Origin of the sequence: Ruegeria lacuscaerulensis, assembly GCF_013033355.1 — a bacterium.
Taxonomy (GTDB): domain Bacteria; phylum Pseudomonadota; class Alphaproteobacteria; order Rhodobacterales; family Rhodobacteraceae; genus Ruegeria; species Ruegeria lacuscaerulensis_A.
The window spans coordinates 401,134-425,715 of record NZ_WQDY01000002.1 but is presented as its reverse complement, the minus strand read 5'-3'; the positions used below and the strand labels follow the sequence as shown (position 1 = coordinate 425,715).

The following is a 24,582-nucleotide window of genomic DNA, read 5'->3' as shown; positions in this document are numbered from 1 at the left end:
ATTTGGTCAAGGACTTCGTCGCTCTGGATGGGACGAGTCCTTCGGCATCGGGCCGGTACAACGTGATGGTATCGTAACATAAATATTTAGTGCGGTTTCGTATTCAGTGGATAGCTGTATTTCTGCTATGGGCTTGGAACAGTCGTTCGCTGCACTCGGCGTGAATGACTGCTATGCGGACAAAGCTGATCTTGGCTGCCGCCCTGCAAAAGTCCAAGTTGTTGGTATTGCTCAGCGGTCCAAAAAGTCGGAGATTAAACGTGTGAAAAAATCAGGTCTCTCGGCATGTAGAGCGTGAGCGCAACCTGGCACAACTGCCAACAAAGTATTGGGAATTGTTTCCCAAAGCATTTGAATTTGGCTCCACGGATATGTCCGATCTTGATCGCCCCAGAGCACAAGAGTTTCCTGCCGGATCCGGCTAAGGTTCTGCTCTCCTGACCAGGATTGCATGGCTTCAAGCCCAGCATTTATGGCGGCCAGTTTGGCTTTAGCGGCGATCCCAGCGCAGTGTTCATATCCTGTTGCAGCTTCACAATCCAGAAACCAAGTCGCTGCGATTCTACGTGCGGTGGCCGCCGGGCCGTCTTTCCCAGCGCGCCTTTTACTGTGCTCAATAGTCTCGAACCGCCCCGGCAAAACACCGACCGCGCCAGTCGCGTAAAGCACAAGTCGGTTAATCCTTTCACCGTCGCGCAAGGCAATTTCCTGAGCGATCATACCGCCCATGGAATGACCCAGCAGATGGTATTCCTCTACTCCAAGGCCGCGGAGGTGCCGGACGACCCAATCCGCATATCCGCCAATACTGTCAATTGGCGGCAGATAGGCATTTGCGCCGAACCCAGGCAGGTCGACGGCAACCACATCAGCATGCTGCTGCAGTGTATCGCGACACCCATCCCATTGTGCGCTGCCCCCCATGAAACCATGAACAAGGACAAGGGGGATCACTTTCGCTGACCTTGAACGATCCGATCAAGGATCATCGCACAGAAGAGAATGGCAAAGCCTGCGAGGATACCCTGGCCTACATTGGCGTATTGCAGCGCCTCGAGAACGTCTTCGCCCAGCCCTTTCGCGCCAATAAGCGAGGCCACCACGACCATGGCCAGCGACAGCATGATTGTCTGGTTGATGCCTGCGCGAATGGAGGGGCTGGCAAGCGGCAGATCGACCTTGGTGAGAAGGTACCACTTGTTGGCGCCAAAACTGATCGCGGCTTCACGCACGCTTTCAGGAACACCACGCAGGCCTAAAACGGTAAGGCGTACCACGGGGGTCCCGCCGAAGATCATGGTGACGATGACTGCCGCTGGCTTGCCAACCCCGAAAAATGCAATCACAGGCACCATGAAGACAAAGGCAGGCATGGTCTGCATGAAATCCATGATCGGTTGGATGACCGCGTAGAACCGCGGTCGACGCGCAGAGAACATGCCTAAAGGAATCCCAATCACGATGGAAAGCAGCGCCGCAGTGCCGAGAAGCGCCAATGTGGTCATAGCTTTTTCCCAAAAGCCGAGGAGACCCATGTAGGCCAGAAAGGCGCCAGACCATATAGCCATGCGCAAGCCAGCGGTAAGCCAGGTCAAAAGAATGATCAGCGCGGCCACCACGATCCAAGGGGTCTGAACTAACGCAACCTCCATGGCATCCAGCAACCAGCGAATGGCCGCGGTGAGCCCGTCAAAGAACGCCACACTGTTGGCGACGCACCAAGCGATAAAACCCTCTACGCTGTCAATACTGGCCAGGCGGATTGAGTTATCTGTCGGGAATTCGCTAAGAAATGAAAAACGGCCCGGGAAACTGTAGTGGACCATTGCAGTCGCGACCAACAGGATCATGAAACCCGCGCTGAAAACAATCTGGCTGACCGGCATGCCGGAGCGAATGGTGCGATCTGAGAGCCAGTCAGAAAAGCGGGCCTCCAGCGCCCAATTGGCGGCCACAGCCTGTATGAGCTTGGCCACAAGCAAGATGACGACACCGGTGAGTGCAATCGATGGGCCTTGCGCAGCGAGCAAATCTGCCTCAGCGCGGAACCCCTCAATATTGGCCTCTAGACCTTCGATCTGGCGCTGGATGGCTGCGGCTCTATCCGAGCCGCTCTCTTGCGCGGCCGCGAGTTGCTGGTAGCGCAAATCGAGCGTACCTTCGATCGAGGTCACACGGGCCATCGCGTCTGCTCCCAGATCTCCGAACAGGCCCCGCGCGATCTGCACAAAGCCGATCGCTTCGACGACAAGAAAGGCCAATGCCCATGACCAAAGGCCGCGTGCGCCGAACCAGATTGGACCAAAGAGCCCGGCCATCACATTGAAGGTTGCCGTAAAGCGTGCGGACGCCCCGATCTTGTCGAAATTGCGGATGTAGTAATCGGGGCTTGTGCGCACAAAAGTGCGGATATTCTCGCGGCGTTCCTCGGCATAGGCCTGCGCGGCTTCGCTTTCTGTGTCTTCAAGGGGGTTCACACCAAGATCTTCGCTCATGACATTTCCGTCCCTTCAATCACGGTGCGCAACAGATCTGCGCGAGTGATGACACCTCTGTCCTCGCCGCCTTCGGACACCAGAACCGGCCGTTCGTCGTCGATGGCTCGTGTAATTAAAGCGGAAAGTGTCTCATTGTGGTCGACCCTGTCGATGTCAGCCGGCAGTGGGCCGTGCTTAGCGAGATAGCTGTCCAAGGGCTGCATCGCCGCATGAGCATGCACCACCTTCAGGCGCGATATCCCGGCCACGAAATCGGCGACGTAGTCATCAGCGGGATGCATCACAATGTCCTCAGCCGAGCCGATCTGCACCATCTTGCCGTCACGCATGATCGCAATCCGGTCTCCAATGCGGACGGCCTCATCAAGGTCATGGGTGATGAAGATCGTGGTCTTCTTGAGGATTTTTGACAGCCGGATGAACTCATCCTGCAACTGCCGCCGGATCAGGGGATCAAGTGCGGAGAAGGGCTCATCCATCAGTAGAACATCAGGGTTGGCTGCGAGCGCACGGGCAAGTCCCACACGTTGCTGCATGCCGCCAGAGAGTTCGTGAGCGAATTTTGACCCCCAAGCCCCCAATTCGACAATGTCGAGAATGGCGGCCGCCTGCCGCATGCGCTCGTTCTTGGCGACTTGGCGGATTTCCAGCGGCATAGCCACGTTATCAAGGACTGAACGGTGGGGCATCAGCGCAAAATTCTGGAAGACCATCCCGATTTTCCGGTTGCGGAAAGCCTGAAGTTCCTTTGTGCCGAGTGCCATGACGTCCGTGCCTTCGATCTCGATCTTGCCGGCCGTTGGTTCGAGCAGGCGATTGAAATGGCGCACGAGCGTGGATTTGCCGCTCCCTGATAGGCCCATGATACAGAAGATCTCACCGCGTTTGACGTCGAGGCTGACATCGGCAACACCCACCACCGCGTTGAATTCAGCAAGGACTTCAGCCTTGGTCAGCCCCCGCGCACGAATGGCTTCAAGAGCGGCCTCGGGTTTTGCCCCGAAGATTTTCCAGATGTTGGAAATTTCGATTACAGTCTCGTCGCTCATCCGCCCACCTGTGCGTGCCTTCAAGTGGGGCGGCACCGCTAGGTGCTGCCCGTTGTTTTTTGGCTTGGCTCAGAGACCCAGCATCGAATCTACGCGCTCGGAATTGGCGTTAACCCATTCGGCCGCAACTTCCTCAGCATCGCGCCCATTGGCACTGATCTCGAAGGCCAGCGAGCTAACGTCATCGGCGGTCAGCGCGAAGTTGGCGAAGAATTCCGCAATCGCCGGCGAGCGATCCGCAAGCGAGTTGGACCAGGCGATCTGAACTTCCTTCAGAGCGTCCTTACTGGCTACCATCGACTTGTTGTACCAATCAGGGTCGTCGGAGGGTTGCACCATCACGTATTTTTCAGGGTCATAAGTCGGTTCGGTCAGCATCACTACGTCAAACATGTACCAAACAGCATGCGGCTCATAGCAGTAGAAGGCATATCCTTCTTTTTTGGCAATACTGTCCTTGATGCGCGCGGTCTTCACAGCTTCCTCGGCGCGGATCGGATCGATGAAATCCAACAGGCCATAGTCGCGCACCTTCACCTCGTTGACATTGGCCGAGGCCCAGCCGGGCGCACCGATCCACATCTCACCCTTACCATTGCCATCGCTGTCCATCGCAGCCGCCACATCGGGGCGTCCAAGATCCGCGATGTCGGTGATGTTCATCTCTGCTGCAAAGTCTTTGGAGACGCAGAAGCCCTGATTGCCCTGATATGGGTTCGATGACAACGTCACTGTGCCAGCACCATCAACATATTGCTTGGTAAACGCTTCCTGATTTGGCAGCCATACATCGGGGTGAACGTCGATATCGCCCTTACCCTGATCCATCGCTTGAAAGATCGTGGCATTGTTACCGGGCACATACTCCACCGTGCCGCCTATGCGGGTGGTCACGATCTCACCCAAGACATGGGCAATAGCCTGCGCTCCGGTCCAAGTAGGAACACCGATCTTAACCTCTTCAGCGGCAAGTGGTGCGCCGAGAGCTGAAACCAAAGCCGCGCTGATCAAGTATTTTTTTAGTTTCATTTGATATCTCCTTGTTGGTTTGTTGTTTATTTTCAGGCCACGTAGCCAGGAAGTTCGAAAGTTTCGGGATAGCCAAATAGGGCTGCGCTTCCGCCGGTATGCAGAAAAACGACATTGTCCATACCATCGAAATAGCCTTTGCGGGTTTGGTCGATGAGCCCATCCAATCCTTTACCGGAATAGACCGGGTCGAACAAAAGTCCTTCGGTGCAGGCCAACAGCTTAAGCGCGTCAATCATCCCCTTGGTGGGAAGACCATATCCTGCACCGACGTAGTCGCAATTTGCGCGTACATTTTCGCGCGCAATGGGCGTACCCGTCTCCATATACTCGACAGTACGTACGGCCAGATCATGGACCATGCCTTCCTGTTTGTCTTGTGGGGCACGCACGCCGATGCCCAAAAGGTGAATGTCACTTTCCAGTGCGGCAAGACCGGCGACCAATCCGGCTTGTGTGCCCGAGCTACCGGTTGCATGTACCAACGCGTCAATTTTCAACCCGGCATGGGCGGCCTGTTCGTTTAACTCGCGCGCGCAATTCACGTAGCCCAAAGCCCCGATCGGGTTCGATCCACCGCCGGGAATGATGTAAGGGGTTTTGCCTTCTGTCTTCATCTGCGCGGCGCAGGCTTCCATCTCTGCGTTCATGTCCGCACCACCGGGACGCTTGGAGACACTGGCGCCATGCAAACGATCCAACAGGACATTTCCATTCAGAATATAGTTCGGATCATTAGAACCCGTGCGATCCTCAAGCAGGATATGGCACGCAAGGCCAAGTTTTGCGGCCGCCGCTGCTGTTTGGCGCGCGTGATTGGATTGCGTCGCCCCCTGCGTGATGATGGTATCTGCACCTTTCTGGACAGCGTCAGCCATCAGAAATTCCAGCTTACGAGTCTTGTTCCCACCCGACGAGAGGCCGGTGCAATCATCCCTTTTGACCCATAAACGTGGACCACCCAAAAACTCACTCAGGCGATCCATCGGCTCCAAAGGCGTAGGAAGATGACCAAGCGATACCCGGGGAAATTTCGCCAGTGTCAGCGATAGCTCCTTGCACAAGCTCAAAACCATCTCCGGCGCGACCATCGCGTCACCGCCGGTCATCTGAATTGTCTCCGCCACCACACTCTCCTTGCGTTTGCCAACAGCCAAACACTTTCAAAAGAAAAAGAAGAAAAACAGTGCATATTGCGCAGGCTGCTCATACATTTTCTTTGGGTACTCGGGAGATGCGGATGAATATGCTGTGGTTTGACGATGTTCTGGCCCTTCTGGAAGAGCGGAACATGACACGGGCTGCGGCCCGCAGAAACATCACACAACCAGCGTTCTCAAGGCGTATTCGCAGTTTTGAGGAGTGGCTGGGGATTGAAGTTCTTGATCGCAAATCGAACCGGGTCGAGATCAGTCCAGCACTGGCCTCTAACGAGGCCGAAATCCGCTCTTTGATCGCAAGGCTAAATGACCTTCGCACAAAAATTGCGCAACATGGCCCCACCGTTTCGATTGTGACGATCGCCGCGACACACGCATCGGTCGTCTCCACCTTCCCTGATATGGCATTGCGTGCACGTGCCACGTTCGAGGGGCTCCGTTTTCGCCTCAGGACTGCCAATCTGAACGATTGCGTCACTCTGTTCCTGCGCGGCGATACCAACATGCTGCTATGTTACGAGGCGCAAACCGTCGCCCCAATGCCGTTCGGAGCAGGCATACGTCGCGGCACTTGGGGTCACGACTACCTTATTCCGGTCATCGGTGGCGGATTGCGGTATGCAGTGCGCGGAAACGGCGACGTGCCTTTGGATACGCCAGCGATCGTCTATCCCGAAAACAGCTATTTCGGCGAAGCATTGAACAAGAGCAAACTCCCGTTCGGAACCGCCGATTTCAGCAAAAACCCTGTTTGCCAGACGGCCTTTTCAAGTGGAGCAAAGGAAATGATCCTGAACGGTCTCGGTGTTGGTTGGCTGCCGTTCAGTATGGTGCATAAGGAAATTGAAAGCGGCGAGCTGATCTCCCTACGCAACCAACTGGGCCAGGAAAAGCTCGACGTGGTGGTCTATGCCCATCACCAGACCAAGATAGCGAAAATGTTGCTTGATTTCTGGACAAACAGGCCGTTTTCAAAGTCTTGAGCCGATAAAACGCCAATCAGCACCAAAGACCATAGCCATCTGTCGGCACCAAACATTGACCTCTGAAAGCTGTGTGAAATTGCCGCGCTTCTCGCGGTATCCTATCCCACAGTCGTCCGGATTTCGTAAATTCCCAATGATCGCTTTGGGCTCGAACCAGACCTTCGATGCGGCTCACGCAAATGGCCGCTTTGGGCGCCCCCGAAGGCGACCCGAAGTTGCTAGATTTCAATGTCTTCGGCGATTGCTAGCGCATCCTCCAGCTCGACGCCGAGATACCTGACGGTGCTGTCCATCTTCGTATGCCCCAACAGGAGCTGAACGGCGCGAAGATTGCCTGTCTTCTTGTAAATCTGGGTCATCTTCGTCCGCCTCATCGAATGCGTACCGTGTGCGCTCGCCTCTGCACCGTTGAGCTTTGCATGCTCAAGTTTCTCTTCAACCACATCCACTACGACAACTCTGCATCCAAGCATTTTTGCCAATAGAAGAACGGACAAGCCAATACCTCCTGTTCCGTGGACAGCCACCCATTCACCAGCTGCGACATCTGCACGGTCTGTCAAAGCATGCCAAGCAGTGGTTACACGACACCCGAGCCCTGCCGCCAATGAAGGAGAGAGCGTTTCTGGCAAGTGAACTAAGTTATGGTCAAACGGCACAGCAACATATTCTGCGTAGGCACCTGGCGTTCCAAATCCTGGAACGATTTGGTTAGAACACGTGTTTGATACGCCTGTTTGACAAGCGCTGCAGCTGCCGCACCCCAAGATGAATGGCGCTATGAGGCGGTCACCAACACTGTGCTGCGCTTGAGGCCCTGCCTCTACCACAGTTCCACAATATTCGTGCCCTAAGATCGAGCCATTTTGAACTTTGGGGTGCGCGCCAGACCATCCATGGTAATCCGAGCGGCATACTCCACAGGCTGCGACCTCCAGGACCACTCCATTGTCTGGGCAGGTTGGGTCCGGGACCGTCTCAATCGAAAGGTCTTCACAAAACTCTCTTACGACTGCAGCTCGCACTTGGCGCTCCTAAAGATCTGGTTTCTTTGATCGAGCAATTCGGTTCGGTCGAGTCTAGACAGGTCTATCGCCTTTCACGGTTACGCGTCGCCCTTTTCGCTCTGCGGGCCAATAGTCCCAGATCGCACGATGCATACAACACCGGTTGTCCCAAAAGGCCATGTCGTTCAGCGACCACCTGAACCGGATTTGATAGTTGATCTGCTCCGCATGCTCGAAAAGCATGTTGAGGATCGCGTTGCTTTCCTTGGCCGACAAGCCCAAAATCTTTGTTGTAAATGTTCGATTCACAAACAGCGATTTCCGGCCCGTTTCCGGATGAGTCCTAACGATCGGATGAACTGCTTCGGGACAGTCAATTTCGCTGTCTTTTTGCCCCCGGTCGCTATAGCGGCCTTTGTATATATGCTCGGAACTATGAAGTGCAGATAACCCGTCGATCATATCTTTTATCGGTTCAGAAAGATCGTCGTAGGCCGCATACATATCACTGAACATAGTGTCCCCGCCACAAGGAGGGGCGATATGGATTTGCAGCATAGTTCCAAGGGGGGGTGTCTCATCGCAAGAGACGTCAGAGTGCCAGAACTCACCGTTTGCTACCTTGGAATTCTTAGTTGCATGTATTTCGAAAATCTCCGGATACCCGTCCATCGTTGGGGCGGCGGGGTGAGCGTGAAGCGGCCCAAAGCGTTTCCCAAAATCAATGTGCTGCGCTGGTGGTATTTCCTTTTGCTCTTTGAAGAACAGCACCTGGTAGGTGTGAAAAGCGTCGCAGATCTCTGCAAACTGGTTGTCAGGCACAGGCCGGCTTAGGTCGACCCCGTAGATCTCAGCCCCGAGGTTTGGAGCGAAGGGTTTGGCGACGATGGAAGTATAGGTGTTGGATTTGGGAGCAACCATAAGCACCTCTGGGTTTGGTTTCATAAGGCGTGCTGTGTGCATGGTACACATCAACAAAAATGAACAAAAACGAAAAATCTTTGACAAATTCGTGAAATACTTTCACGTATGGATCACGATTTAAGCGGTGGCGAGGTTATCGGAATGAGCATTCGGGCACTGCGAACTCTAATCGCAGTTCATCGACATGGTAGCTTCCGTGCCGCGTCAGAGGCGGAGCATCTAACTCCGTCGGCGGTCAGTCACCAGATGCGGAATCTGGAAGTCGCGTTGGGGCTCGATTTATTTGACCGATCATCCAAGTCGCCCAAACTTACTCATACCGGGCTAACGTTCGTCGGTGAGGCTGCTGCGGTGGTGGCCGCATATGACGGTTTGGCGGAAAGGGTGAAGTCGAACAACGAACTCTCTGGTGAAATAACTTTGGGTGCCGTTCCAACGACCCTGACTGGATTAGTGCCGACTGCGCTAGCGACGCTAAAGTCCGTGCATCCGGATATCCTTGTACGGATTGTTCCAGGTTTGACCAATCAGCTTTTGCTACAATTAGACCGCGGGCAGATCCAAGCGGCGATCATCTCCCGACCGGATATTCTGCCAAACACGTTGGAATTCTCTGAAATTGTATCCGAAAAATTGGTCCTGCTTGTCTCGGAAAACACCCCAGATTTATCTTCAAGAGAACTGCTTAGTGCTTCACCGTTTATTCGTTTTACGCGTGATGCGGTTGTGGGAAGGCAAATCGAGACTTGGCTGCAAAGGAAAGGCATTGAAGTCAAAGACGCTATGGAGCTTGAAAGTCTTGAAGCAATCTCAAGTATGGTCGCCGCTGAACTTGGCGTATCAATCATACCAGACAGCCGTTTAGCTGCATATGACCATCTGCGGCTCAAAAGGATCCCCCTTGAACAGAATGGACCAGAACGCATTGTTGGCTTGGCGAGTATGACGGCGTCGCCTCACTCCAAAATGATCGACGCAGTTACGACGGCGCTAGTGGAAGCAGCAGATAGCCAACGTGTTTATCTGTGAGTTGGCACTCTAGTAGGTATCCACAAGATATTTTCGACCGCATTGAACCAGGAAAACTGGAAGTCAAAACCGGGTTTGGTTCAGTCATTAGCATGCAACGTGGAGAAAAACTGCTTCGAGCCCATGACGAACACTCATCGGATGTCGTTTTGCCGCTCTGCAAGGTATCGCTGCCATTAGCCAAAGCAAACTTCAGAGATGGAGAGGCAACGTACGGCCGAAAAAACAGTATTGACGCTCTTAATCTGCAGTCTAATTCGTTGGCTACCCTTGCAAAAAGCAGACTGCCTTTGTGATCTAACACTTTACCTTTACGGTCACTTGCGGTCCAAGAGTAAGGTACCCACGTTGCTGGTTCGTCGGTAGTGAGTGACGTTGAGCCAGCTTAGTCTGCACGGCTTTTAACGCTGTCTGAGTGGGGCCTCGCGTGCGCTAAACTATCCCCAACTCGGCCTCGCGAGGTTTCAGACACCGCTTGAGAGGTTCCCGATGGAACATAGTACCGGCCATCCAACCAACGCTGTCGGACGTCTGTTTCAAGCCCGAATTGACCTTGAGCTCCGACGTTTTCTGCTGATGAAACGTCCAAAATTACTCATCAAAAAAACAACAGATTCTTATGCTTAGGGAGGTTAGGAGCAAAACGAATGGCGACGCGCGGGTATTGTCTGTGTAAAAAAACAACCTGGGTCTTCCAGGGTAATCAAACATGGGCATGCTATTGCCACTGTGATGACTGTCGTCGGAATTGTGCGGCGCCGGTGGTTGCGTGGCTTGGTGTGCCGATAGAGAACTTTGAGTGGACCGGTGACAAACCCCGCACTTACGAAAGTTCCAAAGGCGTTTTCCGGCACTTTTGTGGGTTTTGCGGGTCACCCATTGGATTTGAAGCCGATCACTATCCGGGTGGTATGCACCTTTATGCTGCGTCACTCGAAAACCCGGAAGATTTCAAACCGACTTTTCATGTAAACAAGCAAAGCAAGCTGCCTTGGCTTCAAATGAATGATAATCTCGACGCGTTTGAAGGCACATTACTAAACACTCCTAACGACCCAGACGGATATCAGTAGATGGGGAAGTCACCCGATTTTCTATATGGCAGATTAGTCCTGATCCTGTGAGTTGGGACAGACACAAATTGTGGCAGAGCAGCGAATGGCCGCTAAGTCTCGCACATGAGACATGGAGTAATTTTCAACGAATGACGGCTCTGCGGACAAAACCGCCTAATGCTCATCGCTTTCCAATTACCGGTCTCACACCGAAGCGGACCTTCATTTCGAGCTATACATCCTCCGAGATGCGTACGAAGCGGGCATTGCTCAAGGCGACTAACGCACAGTATCTGCCATCCGTCGTTTGCGACTAATAAACTGTCCTACCTGAGATTAATTAGCAGTCCTTTGACAGCCTCTGGCCCAAACACAAGGGGCTAGACACCAGAGCTGAAGCGTGGCTGGATTGCTTAGAAATTGTCTAGTCGGACGGAGATCCCCAAAATGAAAAGAAGTGCAAACAAGCTGTTAGCGACTTCCGCTATTGCTATCGCTCTTTTGGCTTCCGGTGCGGTATTTACTGCTTCTACACAACCAGCAAGCGCAGAGGCTGGATATTTCTGGGATGAAACCGTTGAGTCTGTAGATAGAAGCCCTTGGATATTTGAAGGCACAAATGTATTTGGCGAATTAGCACGAGTTCCACCGTCAGATTGGGTACGCACTTTGGAAAAAGCGTCATACCCAACTGAGCTTGAGACTTTTGTTTTCACAGCTAGCAATAATGAAGAACAGAACATCAACGATTGGTTGCATCAAACGCATACAGATAGCTTTTTGATTTATCACGATGGCAAATTGGTCGCTGAAAAGTACTTCAATGGCATGAGAGCTGATACGCCTCACCGCATTCACTCGATCACCAAGACAGTGTTGGGTATGGCAGCAGGGCTGGCGGTTGAGGCGGGAGAACTAGATCCGAAAAAGCTGATCACCGAATACCTGCCAGAGTTGGAAGGCCCAGCATTCAAAAATACAACGGTTAGACATCTCCTTGATATGACCGCTTCTGTTGATTGGAAAGATGCGTCTAGCGGCTACTTAGACGATGCCGGTGATCTGTTCTGTGCGTTTGGTCAGGACCTCTCAGAAAAAGTAGAAGTTTGTGATACAGAGTCTGGCGTTAAGGAATACATGATTTCTCTGAGTGATCGCGAGACCTTGGTAGAAGACGGTGAAGTTTATAATTACCGTTCAGTGCTATCTGCGCTGCTGGGTATGGTTATCGAGTCGGCGACCGGCGAGAGCTATTTGGATGTACTGGCCGAATTGTGGCAGGACATCGGTGCTCAAGACCCTGCATATAGCGAACTAGGGCCCAAAAGGATTGTGCAAACGAGTGGTGGGTTATTTACCAGCTCTCGTGACCTATTGTGATTTGGCATAATGATGCTGGACAACGGAAAGGTTAACGACACTCAGGTTATTCCTCCAGATTGGATAGCTGACACGATTCAAGCAAATGATGACGTCATCGCAGCTTATGAGAAAAGTGCATACGCAGAGGTGTTTGAAGGCTTCCACTACCGTAATCAAGTTTGGGTCAAAGATAGAGAAAAAGGTGCGTTTTACGGCATTGGTGTCTATGGGCAGCTGTTGTATGTGAACCAAAAAGCCAATGTGGTTATGGTGAAGCTATCAAGCCAGCCAGACGTTCAAAATACGCCTATGTATCTGGACTCGATGGTTGCGATGAAAGGCATTGCAGAGACTTTGAGTAAATGAATTTCAGATTATCTTAATCTAGTAAGCTGAGCCAAATGGCTCGGCTTATACTACGAAAAGACTTAACAGTGTCGGGTTAGTACCGGGTGACCTCGACTGCGACCGCAGCAAACACCACACCAATCAACAGAGCTTTTGTATTCACTGCCGAAAGGCTGGGTAGTTTAACCCGAAGAGACAGGGCTATGATCACACCCCCTGTTAACCCAGTCGCAATTGAATAGATCATGCTACTTTTGTCCGCGTTGAGGCCGATCAATATGCCGACTGCAAGCGACGCGACAAAGTATGCGCGTAGCCATCCAGACATGTGTCCGGGGTGGGTCTTATAGAGAAAGATATTCACCCCAAACAAATGCAATGAATAGGCCAACGTTCCAACAGCGTACAGCTCAGGTGATGTTCCCGTCGTTTGCATGACGGTAATGGCAAGCAAGCAATTATAGGTTCCAAGTGCCACTGTGTCCAAGCCAAGCGACAACCTGTTATCGGCCCCCGTGTCGCGACTGGCTTCCAGCAAGTAGTAAATGAGAAATCCTAGGAGCGAATAACCGAACAGCGAGTTTTCCCATTTCCCATTTGCAGCCAAATCGGCCGACAATTCACCGATTTTTGGCAGTAAGAAAAGGAAAGCATAGCCAAGTCCGATCCCAGATGAAAAATCAGAAAGCCAGCCTGCTAGGGCGGGGAATCTCCGGTAAAAAGACACGCAGAAGACGTGAACAGTGCCGATGACTGCAATCGATGTTATCGCGAGGTATGTCGACGCGTCGAACACGGCTAAGATCCAATGATCACATTACAATTTGTATGAGACACCCCTTGGGAGCAAAAGCACAACCCAAAAAGTGAAGAAGGTCCGGTTTGAATAGAACTCTCAACGACAGTTTTCTTCTTAACTTCCGGCATCGATGCAAGGTGCAGAAATTTGAACTTAGGGCTCGGTGCAGACGTTCGCAGATTTTTCGCTAATGACCGCTCTGCGGACAAAGCCGACTTTTAACTGTGATCGTACAGCCTTGGTTAATGTTGGCTGCGAGAGCCATTCAGTTATAGTTGTTTCTGGAAAGGTTTTTTTCAATTGCTCGCCGAACTTGGAGGAGGAAATCCGGCGAGCTCCATCCAATCTGGGTATGACCGTGTTGTCGACGTGGCCATTAAATTCCACGTCGATTTCCTCAACTAGATGGGGCTCAATCAAGGAAAATCGACGACATTAATGCGCTACGCCCCCGTTGCGGATATTGACCCTTGTAACGCACTCGGCGACTTTCACAGAAAGTTCTAATTAGGTGGCGTTCAAGATTGGACCGTCCAATAATCTTACCAATTCTCCAAAGTATCCTCCGGAACGAGCAGGACGAGTAGGATCAGATGTGATTGCTACGGCTAAGTTTCGGTCAGTATGAGCAGCTAAAATTTGCCCTCCGTACCCACGCGCCAAAGCATAACCCGAAGGGGTCAGAAACCAACCATACCCATAGTCTAACCCAGAGAAAGCCGAGCGGCCATATGGCTTGGTCGATTCCGAGACCCAGCTTTCAGGAATAATTTGCCTTTCAGCAAAGGCCCCGCGGTCCCGAAGCAACACCGCGATCTTCAACATCGACTTTGGAGTAATTGCCATCTCATTGCCTCCTAGGTAGTAACCCTGTGGATCTCTCGTCCAAGCAGGTATCTCAATACCAAGAGGTATTCCCAGCCTCTCACGCGTGAGAGTCAAAAGACTTTGGCCGGCAGCCTCGGTCAACGCTGCACCAAGAACATGAGTTGATCCAGTGGAATAGAGCATCTGTTGTCCTGGCTCAGCAACCATCGGCCGTGTCAATACATCCGCGACCCAGTTAGGAGAGCTGATCCATTCCCCGTAGTTACTGCCAGAGGTTCTTTCGAGACCGGCTCGCAGCGTCACTAGGTCCTCCATGGTTATGCTTTCGGTGCCGGGTGTAGCATTGGCAGGCAAGAGCTGCGGAGCGACCTCCCGCAGGGTGGCGTCTACAGATGGGATTTCCTGCCGATCGATCGCCGTCCCAAGCAACAGAGCCACAATGCTTTTCGAACAGGACTTTATGTTAGCTGGCCTGTCTAGGCCTGCACCCTGTTGAGTCTTAACGAAAATGACTTCATCTCCGCGTTGAATTTGAAGTGAATGCAACTGCGGCAGACCGCTTATCACATTATTCAGCGCTACCGTTTGTCCCCGCGCTATGTATGGAGCAGCCATTGCGGTTACGGTTAAGAACAGGAACTTTCGACGTGTGGTCATAGCACTTATTTGGAAGCAAAACTCTGAATGTCCAGAATTCTACGCTACATGGCAGCCTAATTGCGCAAAGTGTTAGCCCCCCAAATAAACGTAGTGTGGGATTTGTGGCAACACGAAGCTTCGTTGGTACACCTGGCTGGCGTCGTGAAGTATAAGAACTGTGTTAGACTGGCCAGGAGGACATTCTAGCAGGAGATCTCCAGTTGCTACCGAATTCACTCCGTCTCGCTCTCACTGCCACTACAATTGCCATCTCGGCGGGCGTCCTCCCAGACCGCGTCGAGGCGATATCGCAAGATGTCCCAGTGTGGTTACAAAAACACGTGGGTACGGGTGACGGCCAAATCGCGCCGATCGTTTTGAACAGGGCGCGAGCGCTTTACATAGAGAAAGTACGACGAGGCGAAGTAAGGAACCCCTGCTACTTTGCCAAGGATGCAACCCGCCCCAGCACTGCAAGAAACGGCAATCCCGCGAAGCGGTTTTACGTCATCTGCGAGTCACAAAATTCTTTCCGAGCGGTTTCGTCCGGCTATGGAAATGGCCGAAAACTAAGGGGCGCCAATTTTTCGAATGGTCGGCAATGCGCGAAGAACTTCAGCAATGCAGAAGGATCTAAACTTACCGCCGGAGGTGCCTATGTGACGGCTGAAACCCGCAAGTCCTTCAAAGGTTATTACAGTCATTCCGGCAAAACGCAGCCGTTCTACCGCACCTTTCTTTTGTTTGATGGGGAAGGAGAAACGAGCAATGCTCGCGAGCGCGCCATTGGAGGCCATCCCGCTGTTTTCCTTAAGTGGCAATGTAGATTCAAAAGTCCTCGAAGCACTCATGCAGACAACGACGGCTATGTCCCCTACGGAAAACTTGTGAACTACACTGGCGGCCGTAGCAATGGCTGCACAACCTGGTCACAGTCGGCCTCAAAAGAGATATTGGCGCTTGTGGAAGGGAATCCGACGACCCTGTATATCTACCCGGAGTCCAAGGATATCAATGCTGTCGCTAAGGCTGTGAAAAAGGGGAAATCACTATCGCGGGCAGGAGTTTATTGGAACGCAGCTTGCTTGCAAGCAATAGGCGCACCAAAGTTCTGGCCCAAAAGTAGCCTCCAACCGATCATAAATAGTTGGAGAGCTTCCTTGCCTAAACAACGGCCACTAGAATTGCCTATCTGCAAATAGTTGAAAAAGCGCGGGACAACTTAAGAGCACGCTGCCCTTCAAGCATTTCTGCTTTGTGCTAGTAGCAGCCGTCGGCTGCACTGGGATTGTACGAACGCTTTGCCGCTTTCCGAAGAATCCAATCAAATGGGACAGTCGCATAAAGCGCAGCATTTGCCTCTTTGGGTTCGACGCTGTCGTTCGCAGCACTTGGCGTGAACTACTGCTGAGCGAATTGCCAAATGGATACGTAGCTATATGCCTGTGCCTCAATTTCAGTGCTATCCACGTCAACCTTTTATTGATACCGCGCAGCTTATTCCTGACAATTTTCGCATCTTTGTGCATGATGAAAAACTAGGCAGGCTGTTTTTTGTCTTCCGGGAAGTGTTTGAATTATTAAGAGGCGTGCTATGGTAGTATTGGTTAATGGCATAAACACGGTTCTTTGGAACTACGCATTAATTTACGGACTTCTTGGAACCGGTATCTTTTTTACAATTCGTCTTGGCGCACTTCAGTTTCTTCATTTTGGGGAAATGGTGCGCGTACTCACGTCTTCGAAGAGCACGGACAAAAGAGGTATTACTCCGTTTCAAGCGCTGACGGTAAGCTTGGCTTCACGCGTCGGCACTGGAAACCTGGCTGGCGTAGCTGTGGCCCTGACCTTAGGAGGTCCGGGCGCCATCTTTTGGATGTGGATCGTAGCATTGGTTGGAATGGCCACGGCTTATTCTGAAAGTACTTTGGCCCAACTCTATAAAGTCACATCGTCCAACGGCAGATTCAGAGGAGGCCCAGCGTTCTACATGGCCAACGCCTTGAATGCTCCTTGGGCCGGAGTCATTTTTTCGATCTGCCTGATTGTTAGCTTTGGTTTGGTTTTTGTCGCCGTCCAATCCAACTCGATCGCCGAAGCTTTCGAGGGCGCGTTCGGGTTGAACAAATTGATCGTTGGCATAGCGCTGGCCTCAGCCGCAGCCGTGGTCATATTCGGTGGAATAAGGACCATCGCAAAGTTCGCTGAGATTGTCGTGCCGCTCATGGCAGGTCTCTACCTCTTGCTTGCCTGTGTTGTGGTAGTCCTGAACATTTCCGAAGTACCCGCTATGTTGTGGTCGATTGTTGCAGGGGCATTTGGCCTTCAAGAAGCTGCCGGAGGCGTGACAGGCGGCGTCATGGCTGCTGCCCTTAACGGCATAAAACGGGGACTTTTCTCCAACGAAGCGGGCATGGGTTCAGCACCGAACATTGCAGCGGTTGCCACACCTGAGCCCCACCACCCTTCCAGCCAAGGTTTCGTTCAGGCATTCGGGTGTTTTGTGGATACAATTTTGGTCGCGACGGCAACTGCATTGCTAATTCTTTTGTCGGGCGCAATCGAAATTGATGGTCCTACGGGTATGCGACTGACTCAAGACGCGGCGGCGGTCCATCTCGGCGAAATCGGTCGCCACTTTATCGCGATTGCTATCGTCTTTTTTGGCTTCACATCCATACTTGGCAACTACTCATATGCCGAAAACGCGATGACGTTCTTAAAATTGGAAGGGAAGCTGCCGATTTACATCTTGCGTTTGGGCTGCCTTGCAATGGTTGTTTGGGGCGCTGTGCAAGCTGTTGCCACAGTGTTCAATTTCGCGGATGCTGCCATGGGAATAATGGCAACCATCAATTTGGTGGCAATAGTGCTCCTGTCTGGCACCGTATACAAATTAACGATGGACTATTTTTCGCAACGCCGACAGAACCTTGAACCTCGCTTTGTCGCAAGCAAATTTCCCGAGTTTAGTAAGGGCGTAGATCACACTGTCTGGACGGAGGAGATCCATGCCGATACTCAAAACCACCGATAGCGAACGGCTTCAGGAAGTCTTGGACGATATCGCAGATCGCATTGCCGGCATGTCCGAAAGGGGGAAAGTGGCGCAATACATTCCAGAACTCGCCACAGTTGATCTGAACCAATTCGGTATTGCCATTGCACCAATCAACGGCCCGTTAATTTCCGCTGGAGACGCGAGCACGCTATTCTCGATTCAGAGCATTTCAAAAGTGTTCTCGCTCACATTGGCGCTTCAACAGGTTGGTGCCACTTTGTGGCAAAGAGTCGGTCGGGAACCTTCCGGCGATCCATTCAATTCAATCGTTCAGCTTGAACACGAACGCGGAATCCCAAGGAACCCGTTTATCAACCCGGGTGCGATCATAGTGGCAGATGTTCTGCTTGAAGACCGTTCTTCTGATGAAGCAGTCAACGACCTTTTGAGATTGTGCCAAGAGCTTTCGGAGGACAACTCGACCGAGGTCGATGCGTCAGTTGCAGAGTCTGAGATGCGAACTGGGTCCAGAAACCGCGCTCTTGCGCATTTTATGCAGGCGGAAGGAAATCTAAACGCGCCGGTAGAGGATGTTTTGTCTCTGTACTTTCGCCAATGTAGCATCGCAATGTCATGTGAACAGCTAGCATTGGCGGGCCGCTTTCTCGCCGCAGCGGGTCAAAATCCGGCCAACGGTGCCACAGTATTGTCGGCACAGCGAGCCAGAAGAGTAACCGCACTGATGATGATGTGTGGTTCTTATGATGCCTCGGGTGAGTTCGCCTTCCGTGTTGGCCTTCCAGCGAAAAGCGGTGTTGGTGGCGGAATCTTGTGCATTGTACCTGGTATCGCATCTGTAGTCGCCTGGAGCCCCGGGCTAGATCAAAAAGGCAACTCCCATTTGGCGACTATCGCATTTCAGGAGTTAGTTCGTGCGACAGGCTGGTCGATCTTTGGACCGAGTGCATAGCCTGCCCTGTTCAATTCAAGACCAGTCACATAGCTTGAGCAGGCGCCAGACTGAGGACGATCTATGACGGACAAAAATGACTTCGAAAATAGCTGGCAACCATCCCAACGGTATCCAGATCCCTCCGTTGTGACACTCGATCCTCGGTTTGATAAATACAAGCTGCCGTTGGCCGGCGTCGAACGATTGGCAACTGGTTGTCGCTGGTGTGAAGGGCCAGTGTGGTTCGGTGACGGGCGCTATCTGCTATGGAGTGATATTCCGAATAACCGGATCATGCGCTGGGACGAGGTTACCGGACAGTCATCGGCGTTTCGCCAGCCGTCGAATTTCGCCAATGGTCAGACCCGGGACAGGCAAGGTCGTCTGATAACGTGCGAGCACAGTGGACGACGGGTTACGCGTACAGAATATGATGGCTCAATCACTGTGCTAGCCGAGAGCTTTGACGGAAAGCGACTCAACTCGCCCAACGATGTGATCGTCAAATCCGACGGCAGTGTCTGGTTCACCGATCCACCGTTTGGCATCTCGGGCAACTATGAGGGTCATCGCGCCGAACCAGAGTTAGGCCAGAACGTATACCGAGTGGACCCCGACACCGGAAAACTGAAAGTCGTAGCCGATGACATTCTAGGGCCAAACGGCTTGGCCTTCAGCCCCGATGAGACCGTGCTTTACATTGTTGAATCGCGTGGTGAACCGTCTCGAAAGATACTGGCTTATGACGTGAACACGGATGGTGCCTCGATCCAGAACAAGCGTGTGCTAATCGATGCAGGTTCTGGCACGCCTGACGGGTTCCGCGTGGATGTGGACGGTAATCTCTGGTGCGGTTGGGGCATGGGTGATGCCGAACTGGACGGAGTGATGGTCTTTGCCCCTGATGGAACTCCCATAGGTCGCATCGCTTTGCCTGAACGATGTGCCAATCTCTGCTTTGGAGGCCGTGCCAACAGCCGGCTTTTCATGGCAGCAAGCCATTCTGTGTACGCCCTTTATGTCAACGTAGCTGGCATGACGGGAGGATGACACTACTCTCAGAAGTGCTTCTGCGCGATTAGGAATAGCGGTTTACCCAATGGGCTCTCAAATCTCCTTGCTCCCATTTTAAGCGACAACTTTGGGCTCAGTGCGGTCGCTCAGAAAAATTCAGTGAACGACCGGTGTGCGGACAAAGCGGCCGTTAGTTGCACCGCTGCACAGGACCTTGGAAAGAGTACTTTAAAGTTGAATAGTCACGTTTCTCTATCGACTGTTGTGCCTGGCACTTTTTCCAAGGCCGAAAAATTGACGGGCTTTGGCCAATATCGCGAGCGAACGCGCGTGAGAATTTGCAAACCCATCGCTAGAGAATTGAGCGTTCGAAGACAAACCGAATGACACGAGCCTTCGGCTGTAACAAGATGATGGTGGAGGTGTAAGTTATGGCGGATGTTTTCGATCGCATTGCAGATTGGCTGCAAAAGCTGGCCTTTTTTGATGCTGATCTTGGTGGACTAGTCGAGCAGTTAAGTAACAGGCTGATCGATGGTGGCGTGCCGGTCACGCGTGTTTCCTTGGGCCGCCTGATGATGCACCCTGTAATTGGCTTGCTCGATGCAACGTGGGATGCATCGAACCATCGTATTGAATGGACTGTTCTTCCACGCAGCTCAGTAACGGCTGATCTCTTCGACAAAGCACCCTTCGGAGAGAATTCGAAATTGGCCAATGAGATTGCGAAACAGCACTTTAATGAGGAAGTTTGGGACTTGGCGGATGGACTTGCGAACGGCACAATCAAGTTTCCTTTCATGCGAGCAAATCTGACAGACCAAGCGACCCGTAACAAATTTCCGCTTTTCCGAAAACTCGCTGAAGCAGGTGTTACCGACTATGTCGTATGCAGTGCACCATTCGGCAATCGTACCGTTGTCTTTGACGGAGATATGGAGTGGGCTTTGGGCGCGTCGGTGTCTTTTGCTACAAAGCGTCGTTCTGGTTTCACAGACCGTGAGGTAGATGGTCTGTCGCGGCTATCTTTACCTTTGCTTGGTGCAGCGCGTGTATTGTCGGAGCAGTTCTTGGCAGCTGAGTTGATGGAGGTCTATCTAGGCAAGTTGTCCGGTCGATCCGTTCTGAACGGTCAAATAGCCCGGGGAGATGTCAGCATAATTGACTGTGCTCTCTTGTTCAGCGATATGCGCGGCTCTACGGCTTTGAGCCAGCGCTTGTCATCGGAAAAATATGTCGCGACGGTCAACCAATTCTTCGATTGTGTCGGTGGGGCGGTACACGATCACGGCGGAGAGGTTCTTAAATTCGTTGGCGATGGATTGCTTGCGATCTTTCCTTTTGATGGTCAACGAAGACTACCCGAAGACATGTGCGAAGCTGCCCTGTCCGCGGCGCGTGAAGCGTTCCAAAGGAATGAAGAACTTGATCCATTAGACCGTGCTGAATTTGGGGTCGGTTTGCACACTGGGGCGGCTGTCTACGGGAATGTTGGTACTGAAAAGCGCTTGGACTTTACGGTAACTGGCCCATCAGTCGCGATAGCCAGCAGGTTAGAGGGCCTGACGCGAAAACTGGAGGCGCGGCTTTTAGCAACAGGCGATTTTGTGAACTTGGTATCTGAAGAGCCGAAAAAATTGGGGCGGCATTCTTTGCGGGGTTTTGAGGAAGACTTAGAGGTTTTTTCTTACGAAATTTTCACATAACGTTCAATTGCATTAGGCGATTGGCAATCATTCGTTTAGGCGCTGGTGCTGGAATTAAACCGGCCAGCTTTGGGCTCAAGGCAGTCGTTCGCTGCGCAGTGCATCGGTGACCGCTGTGCAGATCAAGCCGACGTTCAACGTTAGCTAGCGAGATGGCCAGTATGCCTTGAGATATTTCGTCATGACACGAGACCCAGCTGCTGAGCGATAGAAGCAGCATCGTAGTAATCCCTACCTTCTACTACTTTGCTATCCTTGACCCGCATAACACTGCAATAGCGCGTCTCTTGCCACCTACCAGTTGGTTCGAACGATCCAAGCGAAGACTCAAGAAGGCCGGTATGGGTTCCGCGATTAATAAACTCAACCACTGCTCTGTCGCCATCTACTACTACGTTTGTGACCTTCACCTCTCCATCGGGGAACGCGCGTCGCCAGCGTTCATAGTCCATTCTGTAGCCCTCAGGTCCGATCTGGCTCTCGCTTCGTGGGATATCCTCGAACTGGCCGTCGCTCGCAATAACAGCAACGCCGCGTTCGGGATCACGCATGTCCCAAGATTCGTGGAATTGCCTTACGATCTTTTCGGTCGGATGCATTGCCAAGCTCCTTTGCGCGTATGAACAAGAAGAGTATCAATCGGAGGCGACCTGTCCACTACTAGGTCCAACGCGAATCCAAAGCAGCCGCTTGCGGTTCCCTCTGGCGCGGCCAAGTAGGTTGAATGCCTATTTTGCGGACTTTTCTGCAGCTTGCCGATCTTGAACCAAGGTTTGTTTTTCTAATCGCGAAGGCGGATGCCCGTTAGTCAGGGTACAACAGTTCGATCAAAAGCCGCTCGGGCGCGCCATGAACTCTTAGCCTGAGCGCTCCAGCCTGCCCGCAAAAGCCGCGTAATTCAGTGTTGGAAAAAACAAGTTGGTCGGTAACAAAAGGCTGGTCGTATTCATGAATAAGCTTCACTTCCGGGTTGAACAGCGAGAACCGAATGGCGTTCTCCGGCACCCAAGAGATGTCGAGCTGATCAACAAGTGACGTAGAGCTGTCTTTAGGTAGTTGTGTCGGGTCAGAGTAAGGTGTGTTTATGCAGACAAACCCGACGTCATCCCGGAAAGCGGCCGCCAACGGGATGGGTATTTCTTTCTCACGAGAGTTTTGAAGCTCTGCCCAGTTTCAGGGAAGGCTTTGTTTTTGAAACGTGAGCCAAACTCCAATGATGACGAGCGCGATAACAAGCGCAAGCATGATGGTTTTGAAGGCGGCTGACCTTAGCATGATCGTAGTCTAGCGGTAGGTGGATACAGCCAACACCAAAAAACAATGCTGGAAGGGTAAGCCGTCTTTTCTGTCCTTGACCCGCTTGCGCCCGCCGGCCGCTTGTGACGCATCCGTCGGATTTGCGCGCGATGCGACGTATAATTGATGAAGGCTAACCGCCGAATTTGGGATAAATGAAACCGTTCACCGGGTAAAAACTGCCATATTTCCCCGGATGGCTTTCAACCCGGACCAACGTCCAATCATTGTTTTTGGATACATCCTTGACGCCCATTTTCAATGATACCTTGTTGCGGTGCCAGTTGGCATGGTTCACGATGACTTCCCTGTCGGTGATAACATCGGATACGACAGCCACGTGACCAAGGGGCATCCCTCGGGTTGCTCTAAAGGACATGACCGCTCCGACAACCGGTTCACTGCCTCGCTCAAAATTATTGCGCGCTTTGCCCCACCAGTCCTTGGCGTTTCCGCGAATTTCGATGCCACTGAGGTTGCGTGCGTAGGGTACGCACCACACCCTTTGTCCTCGAGCTTGTTTTTGTGAGAAATCGAGCAACGCCATGGACTGACGTTCTGGGTCGAGATCCGCGTCGTTTGAACTCTGAGCACAGGCAGATACAAGAACAAAAAACCCCATCGCAAACGCAGTACGCGCAGCGCCGGGTAGGCGCTGCCATTTGGCATTCGTTTTGCTGTCGCTGTTTTGCAAGAAACTACATTGCCGGTATGAGTGGTTTTAGAGTTTTAAAGCGATCTTTCGGCCTGTGAAAAGAGCCCAGTTTATTCCCCGGCAGGAATTTGCCAGGTGGTGTTCCCGATCTGCGGGCCGAGCGCGAGGCTTTGCGAAGTCAGCTTTCCATGCGTAGTCGCCGTCGGTTGACCGCGCTGCATCGGTAACTAGCGGCCCGAAGAAGACGTTCTGTGCGTAATTCCTCAGTGACCGCTGCGCCAACGTTCCTGTCAGTAGCGTTTTTTGTTTGAACAGCGGATCTTAGTACTTAGCATTGGCGCAGAAGTACCTTGGCTTTAGAACGGACATTCGGTACGCAATGTTAATGCCTATTTTTGTGAACCTAGGCAGTCGCGTCGAAGTCTGCGTGATAATGCTCTAGATTGTATCCTATCAGCGGCTAGTCACGTTTTTTCGATAAAGAACGATTAATTCAGCATTCTTTCCGAAACGTCCTCAAGAATAGCGTGCAGATCAAACTCTTCGCCTTTTTCCGCAAGTCTCCTATCGTGCAGAATGAAAGACAGCCCGTGCACGAAGCTCCACAACAAAAAACCACGACGACGGACTTCTTCTGTGATTCCCGGTTCCCCAAGGCATTTTGCAACCTCAGTTAGCAGAATCGAAAAGTTTTGCTGACCGCCTTCTTCCAGTCGGGGATCCGCGATGCGGTCTGTAAAGCCGCCAAATTTTAATCTGAATATCCCGGGCTCACTTAAGGCGAAAGCAATATACTCCATACCGATTGCAGTAATGCGCTCGGGAGATCCTTCAGGAATGCCGTCAAGCGCTGCTAGCATTTTGCTTCGGTGACGGTCCATCCCTTCCAGAACTGTCGCGACCAGCATTTCTGTCTTATCTTTGAAGTGTTTGTACGGTGCCGCAGTCGATACGCCCGCCCGTCTGCAGGCCTCGGAAACGGAGAACCTGTCTGGTCCTTTCTCTTCAACCAACTGCCGCGTTGCCTCGATCAGCGCAGCGCGGAGATCGCCGTGATGGTAGGCTTTCTTGCTTACTGAATGGCTGGTTGTTGCGTGATATTTTTCTGTGCTGCTCATGATCCAACATGTGCCAGATCACGTATTCCTTGTCAAAGTGAGAACTTCTAACATATGTTAGAGATGCTAACTTGATGAGGTCCCCAAATGTCGAGTCCTGCGGATTTATCAACTGAAACGACCAAGC

At 52.2% G+C, this 24,582-nt stretch carries 23 protein-coding genes and 1 pseudogene; 9 read left to right on the top strand and 15 right to left on the bottom strand.

Translation table 11 applies throughout. From position 1 onward, the window contains the following. Window positions 1-231: 231 nt before the first annotated feature. The 5 genes from GOW48_RS05520 to cuyA form a co-directional block, all read right to left on the bottom strand. Window positions 232-954: an alpha/beta fold hydrolase gene (locus tag GOW48_RS05520; RefSeq protein WP_170752018.1), complete on the bottom strand. Its 723-nt coding sequence runs from the start codon at window positions 952-954 to the stop codon at window positions 232-234. After that, window positions 951-2,495 carry an ABC transporter permease subunit gene (locus GOW48_RS05515; RefSeq protein WP_170752016.1) on the bottom strand — a complete coding sequence of 515 codons (1,545 nt, stop codon included), beginning with the start codon at window positions 2,493-2,495 and terminating at the stop codon, window positions 951-953. Before GOW48_RS05515 ends, GOW48_RS05520 begins: the two co-directional genes overlap by 4 nt. Beyond that, entirely contained in the window at window positions 2,492-3,547 is a 1,056-nt protein-coding gene (locus GOW48_RS05510; protein ID WP_170387591.1) for a quaternary amine ABC transporter ATP-binding protein, read from the bottom strand. Before GOW48_RS05510 ends, GOW48_RS05515 begins: the two co-directional genes overlap by 4 nt. A gap of 69 nt (window positions 3,548-3,616) precedes the next feature. After that, complete coding sequence (locus GOW48_RS05505; RefSeq protein WP_170356586.1) at window positions 3,617-4,576, bottom strand: ABC transporter substrate-binding protein; 960 nt, start codon at window positions 4,574-4,576, stop codon at window positions 3,617-3,619. A gap of 32 nt (window positions 4,577-4,608) precedes the next feature. Further along, entirely contained in the window at window positions 4,609-5,622 is a 1,014-nt protein-coding gene (gene cuyA, locus GOW48_RS05500) for a D-cysteate sulfo-lyase (protein WP_462362595.1), read from the bottom strand. 194 nt (window positions 5,623-5,816) lie between these two features. Between cuyA and GOW48_RS05495 the strand changes: the two genes are divergently transcribed. Next, window positions 5,817-6,719, top strand: a complete 903-nt coding sequence (locus GOW48_RS05495) for a LysR family transcriptional regulator (protein WP_170752014.1) — start codon at window positions 5,817-5,819, stop codon at window positions 6,717-6,719. Window positions 6,720-6,940: 221 nt separating this feature from the next. On the opposite strand, the gene GOW48_RS22720 is transcribed toward GOW48_RS05495, so the two are convergent. The 3 genes and pseudogenes from GOW48_RS22720 to GOW48_RS05485 all read right to left on the bottom strand — a co-directional run bounded on the left by GOW48_RS22720 (window position 6,941) and on the right by GOW48_RS05485 (window position 8,650). After that, window positions 6,941-7,219: a tyrosine-type recombinase/integrase gene (locus GOW48_RS22720; RefSeq protein ID WP_331251771.1), complete on the bottom strand. Its 279-nt coding sequence runs from the start codon at window positions 7,217-7,219 to the stop codon at window positions 6,941-6,943. 186 nt (window positions 7,220-7,405) lie between these two features. Beyond that, window positions 7,406-7,666: pseudogene (locus GOW48_RS22715) on the bottom strand (alcohol dehydrogenase catalytic domain-containing protein); the annotation flags it as partial. A 135-nt stretch (window positions 7,667-7,801) separates the two neighbouring features. Continuing rightward, the gene (locus GOW48_RS05485; protein ID WP_170752012.1) at window positions 7,802-8,650 is read right to left on the bottom strand and encodes a TauD/TfdA dioxygenase family protein; all 849 of its coding nucleotides are present in this window, start codon (window positions 8,648-8,650) and stop codon (window positions 7,802-7,804) included. 108 nt (window positions 8,651-8,758) lie between these two features. On the opposite strand from GOW48_RS05485, the gene GOW48_RS05480 reads away from it, so the two are divergent. The 4 genes from GOW48_RS05480 (at window position 8,759) to GOW48_RS05465 (ending at window position 12,465) form a co-directional block, all read left to right on the top strand. Further along, window positions 8,759-9,682: a LysR family transcriptional regulator gene (locus tag GOW48_RS05480; protein WP_170752010.1), complete on the top strand. Its 924-nt coding sequence runs from the start codon at window positions 8,759-8,761 to the stop codon at window positions 9,680-9,682. A gap of 647 nt (window positions 9,683-10,329) precedes the next feature. Beyond that, window positions 10,330-10,755 carry a GFA family protein gene (locus GOW48_RS05475; RefSeq protein ID WP_174821683.1) on the top strand — a complete coding sequence of 142 codons (426 nt, stop codon included), beginning with the start codon at window positions 10,330-10,332 and terminating at the stop codon, window positions 10,753-10,755. 429 nt (window positions 10,756-11,184) lie between these two features. Then, a complete protein-coding gene (locus GOW48_RS05470; RefSeq protein ID WP_170752008.1) occupies window positions 11,185-12,117 on the top strand; it encodes a serine hydrolase domain-containing protein in 933 nt (310 codons plus the stop codon). A 9-nt stretch (window positions 12,118-12,126) separates the two neighbouring features. Further along, window positions 12,127-12,465, top strand: coding sequence for a hypothetical protein (locus tag GOW48_RS05465; RefSeq protein ID WP_170756385.1), 339 nt, complete (start codon window positions 12,127-12,129; stop codon window positions 12,463-12,465). Window positions 12,466-12,541: 76 nt separating this feature from the next. Here GOW48_RS05465 and GOW48_RS05460 read toward each other — a convergent pair whose 3' ends face one another. From GOW48_RS05460 to GOW48_RS05450, 3 genes are all read right to left on the bottom strand, one after another. Next, window positions 12,542-13,243 (bottom strand): hypothetical protein, encoded by a 702-nt coding sequence (locus GOW48_RS05460; protein WP_170355774.1) that lies wholly within the window; start codon window positions 13,241-13,243, stop codon window positions 12,542-12,544. 510 nt (window positions 13,244-13,753) lie between these two features. Further along, entirely contained in the window at window positions 13,754-14,731 is a 978-nt protein-coding gene (locus GOW48_RS05455) for a serine hydrolase domain-containing protein (protein WP_170752004.1), read from the bottom strand. Window positions 14,732-15,282: 551 nt separating this feature from the next. Then, window positions 15,283-15,510 (bottom strand): hypothetical protein, encoded by a 228-nt coding sequence (locus tag GOW48_RS05450; RefSeq protein ID WP_170756384.1) that lies wholly within the window; start codon window positions 15,508-15,510, stop codon window positions 15,283-15,285. A 797-nt stretch (window positions 15,511-16,307) separates the two neighbouring features. On the opposite strand from GOW48_RS05450, the gene GOW48_RS05445 reads away from it, so the two are divergent. The 4 genes from GOW48_RS05445 to GOW48_RS05430 all read left to right on the top strand — a co-directional run bounded on the left by GOW48_RS05445 (window position 16,308) and on the right by GOW48_RS05430 (window position 21,386). Beyond that, window positions 16,308-17,750 carry an alanine/glycine:cation symporter family protein gene (locus GOW48_RS05445; protein ID WP_170752000.1) on the top strand — a complete coding sequence of 481 codons (1,443 nt, stop codon included), beginning with the start codon at window positions 16,308-16,310 and terminating at the stop codon, window positions 17,748-17,750. Next, window positions 17,725-18,684: a glutaminase gene (locus GOW48_RS05440; protein ID WP_170751998.1), complete on the top strand. Its 960-nt coding sequence runs from the start codon at window positions 17,725-17,727 to the stop codon at window positions 18,682-18,684. Before GOW48_RS05445 ends, GOW48_RS05440 begins: the two co-directional genes overlap by 26 nt. 63 nt (window positions 18,685-18,747) lie before the next feature. Then, window positions 18,748-19,716: an SMP-30/gluconolactonase/LRE family protein gene (locus GOW48_RS05435; protein WP_170751997.1), complete on the top strand. Its 969-nt coding sequence runs from the start codon at window positions 18,748-18,750 to the stop codon at window positions 19,714-19,716. A 395-nt stretch (window positions 19,717-20,111) separates the two neighbouring features. Continuing rightward, window positions 20,112-21,386 (top strand): adenylate/guanylate cyclase domain-containing protein, encoded by a 1,275-nt coding sequence (locus GOW48_RS05430; protein ID WP_170355765.1) that lies wholly within the window; start codon window positions 20,112-20,114, stop codon window positions 21,384-21,386. Window positions 21,387-21,565: 179 nt separating this feature from the next. On the opposite strand, the gene GOW48_RS05425 is transcribed toward GOW48_RS05430, so the two are convergent. The 4 genes from GOW48_RS05425 to GOW48_RS05410 all read right to left on the bottom strand — a co-directional run bounded on the left by GOW48_RS05425 (window position 21,566) and on the right by GOW48_RS05410 (window position 24,455). Beyond that, complete coding sequence (locus tag GOW48_RS05425; RefSeq protein WP_170751995.1) at window positions 21,566-21,985, bottom strand: ester cyclase; 420 nt, start codon at window positions 21,983-21,985, stop codon at window positions 21,566-21,568. Between the two features lie 205 nt (window positions 21,986-22,190). Next, window positions 22,191-22,511 carry a hypothetical protein gene (locus GOW48_RS05420; RefSeq protein WP_170751993.1) on the bottom strand — a complete coding sequence of 107 codons (321 nt, stop codon included), beginning with the start codon at window positions 22,509-22,511 and terminating at the stop codon, window positions 22,191-22,193. Between the two features lie 304 nt (window positions 22,512-22,815). Further along, window positions 22,816-23,376 carry a CHAP domain-containing protein gene (locus tag GOW48_RS05415; protein WP_331251768.1) on the bottom strand — a complete coding sequence of 187 codons (561 nt, stop codon included), beginning with the start codon at window positions 23,374-23,376 and terminating at the stop codon, window positions 22,816-22,818. A gap of 449 nt (window positions 23,377-23,825) precedes the next feature. After that, a complete protein-coding gene (locus tag GOW48_RS05410) occupies window positions 23,826-24,455 on the bottom strand; it encodes a TetR/AcrR family transcriptional regulator (RefSeq protein WP_170751991.1) in 630 nt (209 codons plus the stop codon). Window positions 24,456-24,582 lie beyond the last annotated feature (127 nt).

Bases quoted from the DNA above. Each gene is read 5' to 3' on its own strand.
- GOW48_RS05515 (WP_170752016.1), bottom strand. From the start codon at position 2,495: ATGAGCGAAGATCTTGGTGTGAACCCCCTTGAAGACACAGAAAGCGAA.
- GOW48_RS05510 (WP_170387591.1), bottom strand. From the start codon at position 3,547: ATGAGCGACGAGACTGTAATCGAAATTTCCAACATCTGGAAAATCTTC.
- GOW48_RS05505 (WP_170356586.1), bottom strand. From the start codon at position 4,576: ATGAAACTAAAAAAATACTTGATCAGCGCGGCTTTGGTTTCAGCTCTC.
- GOW48_RS05495 (WP_170752014.1), top strand. From the start codon at position 5,817: ATGAATATGCTGTGGTTTGACGATGTTCTGGCCCTTCTGGAAGAGCGG.
- GOW48_RS05485 (WP_170752012.1), bottom strand. From the start codon at position 8,650: ATGGTTGCTCCCAAATCCAACACCTATACTTCCATCGTCGCCAAACCC.
- GOW48_RS05480 (WP_170752010.1), top strand. From the start codon at position 8,759: ATGGATCACGATTTAAGCGGTGGCGAGGTTATCGGAATGAGCATTCGG.
- GOW48_RS05475 (WP_174821683.1), top strand. From the start codon at position 10,330: ATGGCGACGCGCGGGTATTGTCTGTGTAAAAAAACAACCTGGGTCTTC.
- GOW48_RS05470 (WP_170752008.1), top strand. From the start codon at position 11,185: ATGAAAAGAAGTGCAAACAAGCTGTTAGCGACTTCCGCTATTGCTATC.
- GOW48_RS05465 (WP_170756385.1), top strand. From the start codon at position 12,127: ATGATGCTGGACAACGGAAAGGTTAACGACACTCAGGTTATTCCTCCA.
- GOW48_RS05455 (WP_170752004.1), bottom strand. From the start codon at position 14,731: ATGACCACACGTCGAAAGTTCCTGTTCTTAACCGTAACCGCAATGGCT.
- GOW48_RS05450 (WP_170756384.1), bottom strand. From the start codon at position 15,510: ATGGCCTCCAATGGCGCGCTCGCGAGCATTGCTCGTTTCTCCTTCCCC.
- GOW48_RS05445 (WP_170752000.1), top strand. From the start codon at position 16,308: ATGGTAGTATTGGTTAATGGCATAAACACGGTTCTTTGGAACTACGCA.
- GOW48_RS05440 (WP_170751998.1), top strand. From the start codon at position 17,725: ATGCCGATACTCAAAACCACCGATAGCGAACGGCTTCAGGAAGTCTTG.
- GOW48_RS05435 (WP_170751997.1), top strand. From the start codon at position 18,748: ATGACGGACAAAAATGACTTCGAAAATAGCTGGCAACCATCCCAACGG.
- GOW48_RS05430 (WP_170355765.1), top strand. From the start codon at position 20,112: ATGGCGGATGTTTTCGATCGCATTGCAGATTGGCTGCAAAAGCTGGCC.
- GOW48_RS05425 (WP_170751995.1), bottom strand. From the start codon at position 21,985: ATGCATCCGACCGAAAAGATCGTAAGGCAATTCCACGAATCTTGGGAC.
- GOW48_RS05410 (WP_170751991.1), bottom strand. From the start codon at position 24,455: ATGAGCAGCACAGAAAAATATCACGCAACAACCAGCCATTCAGTAAGC.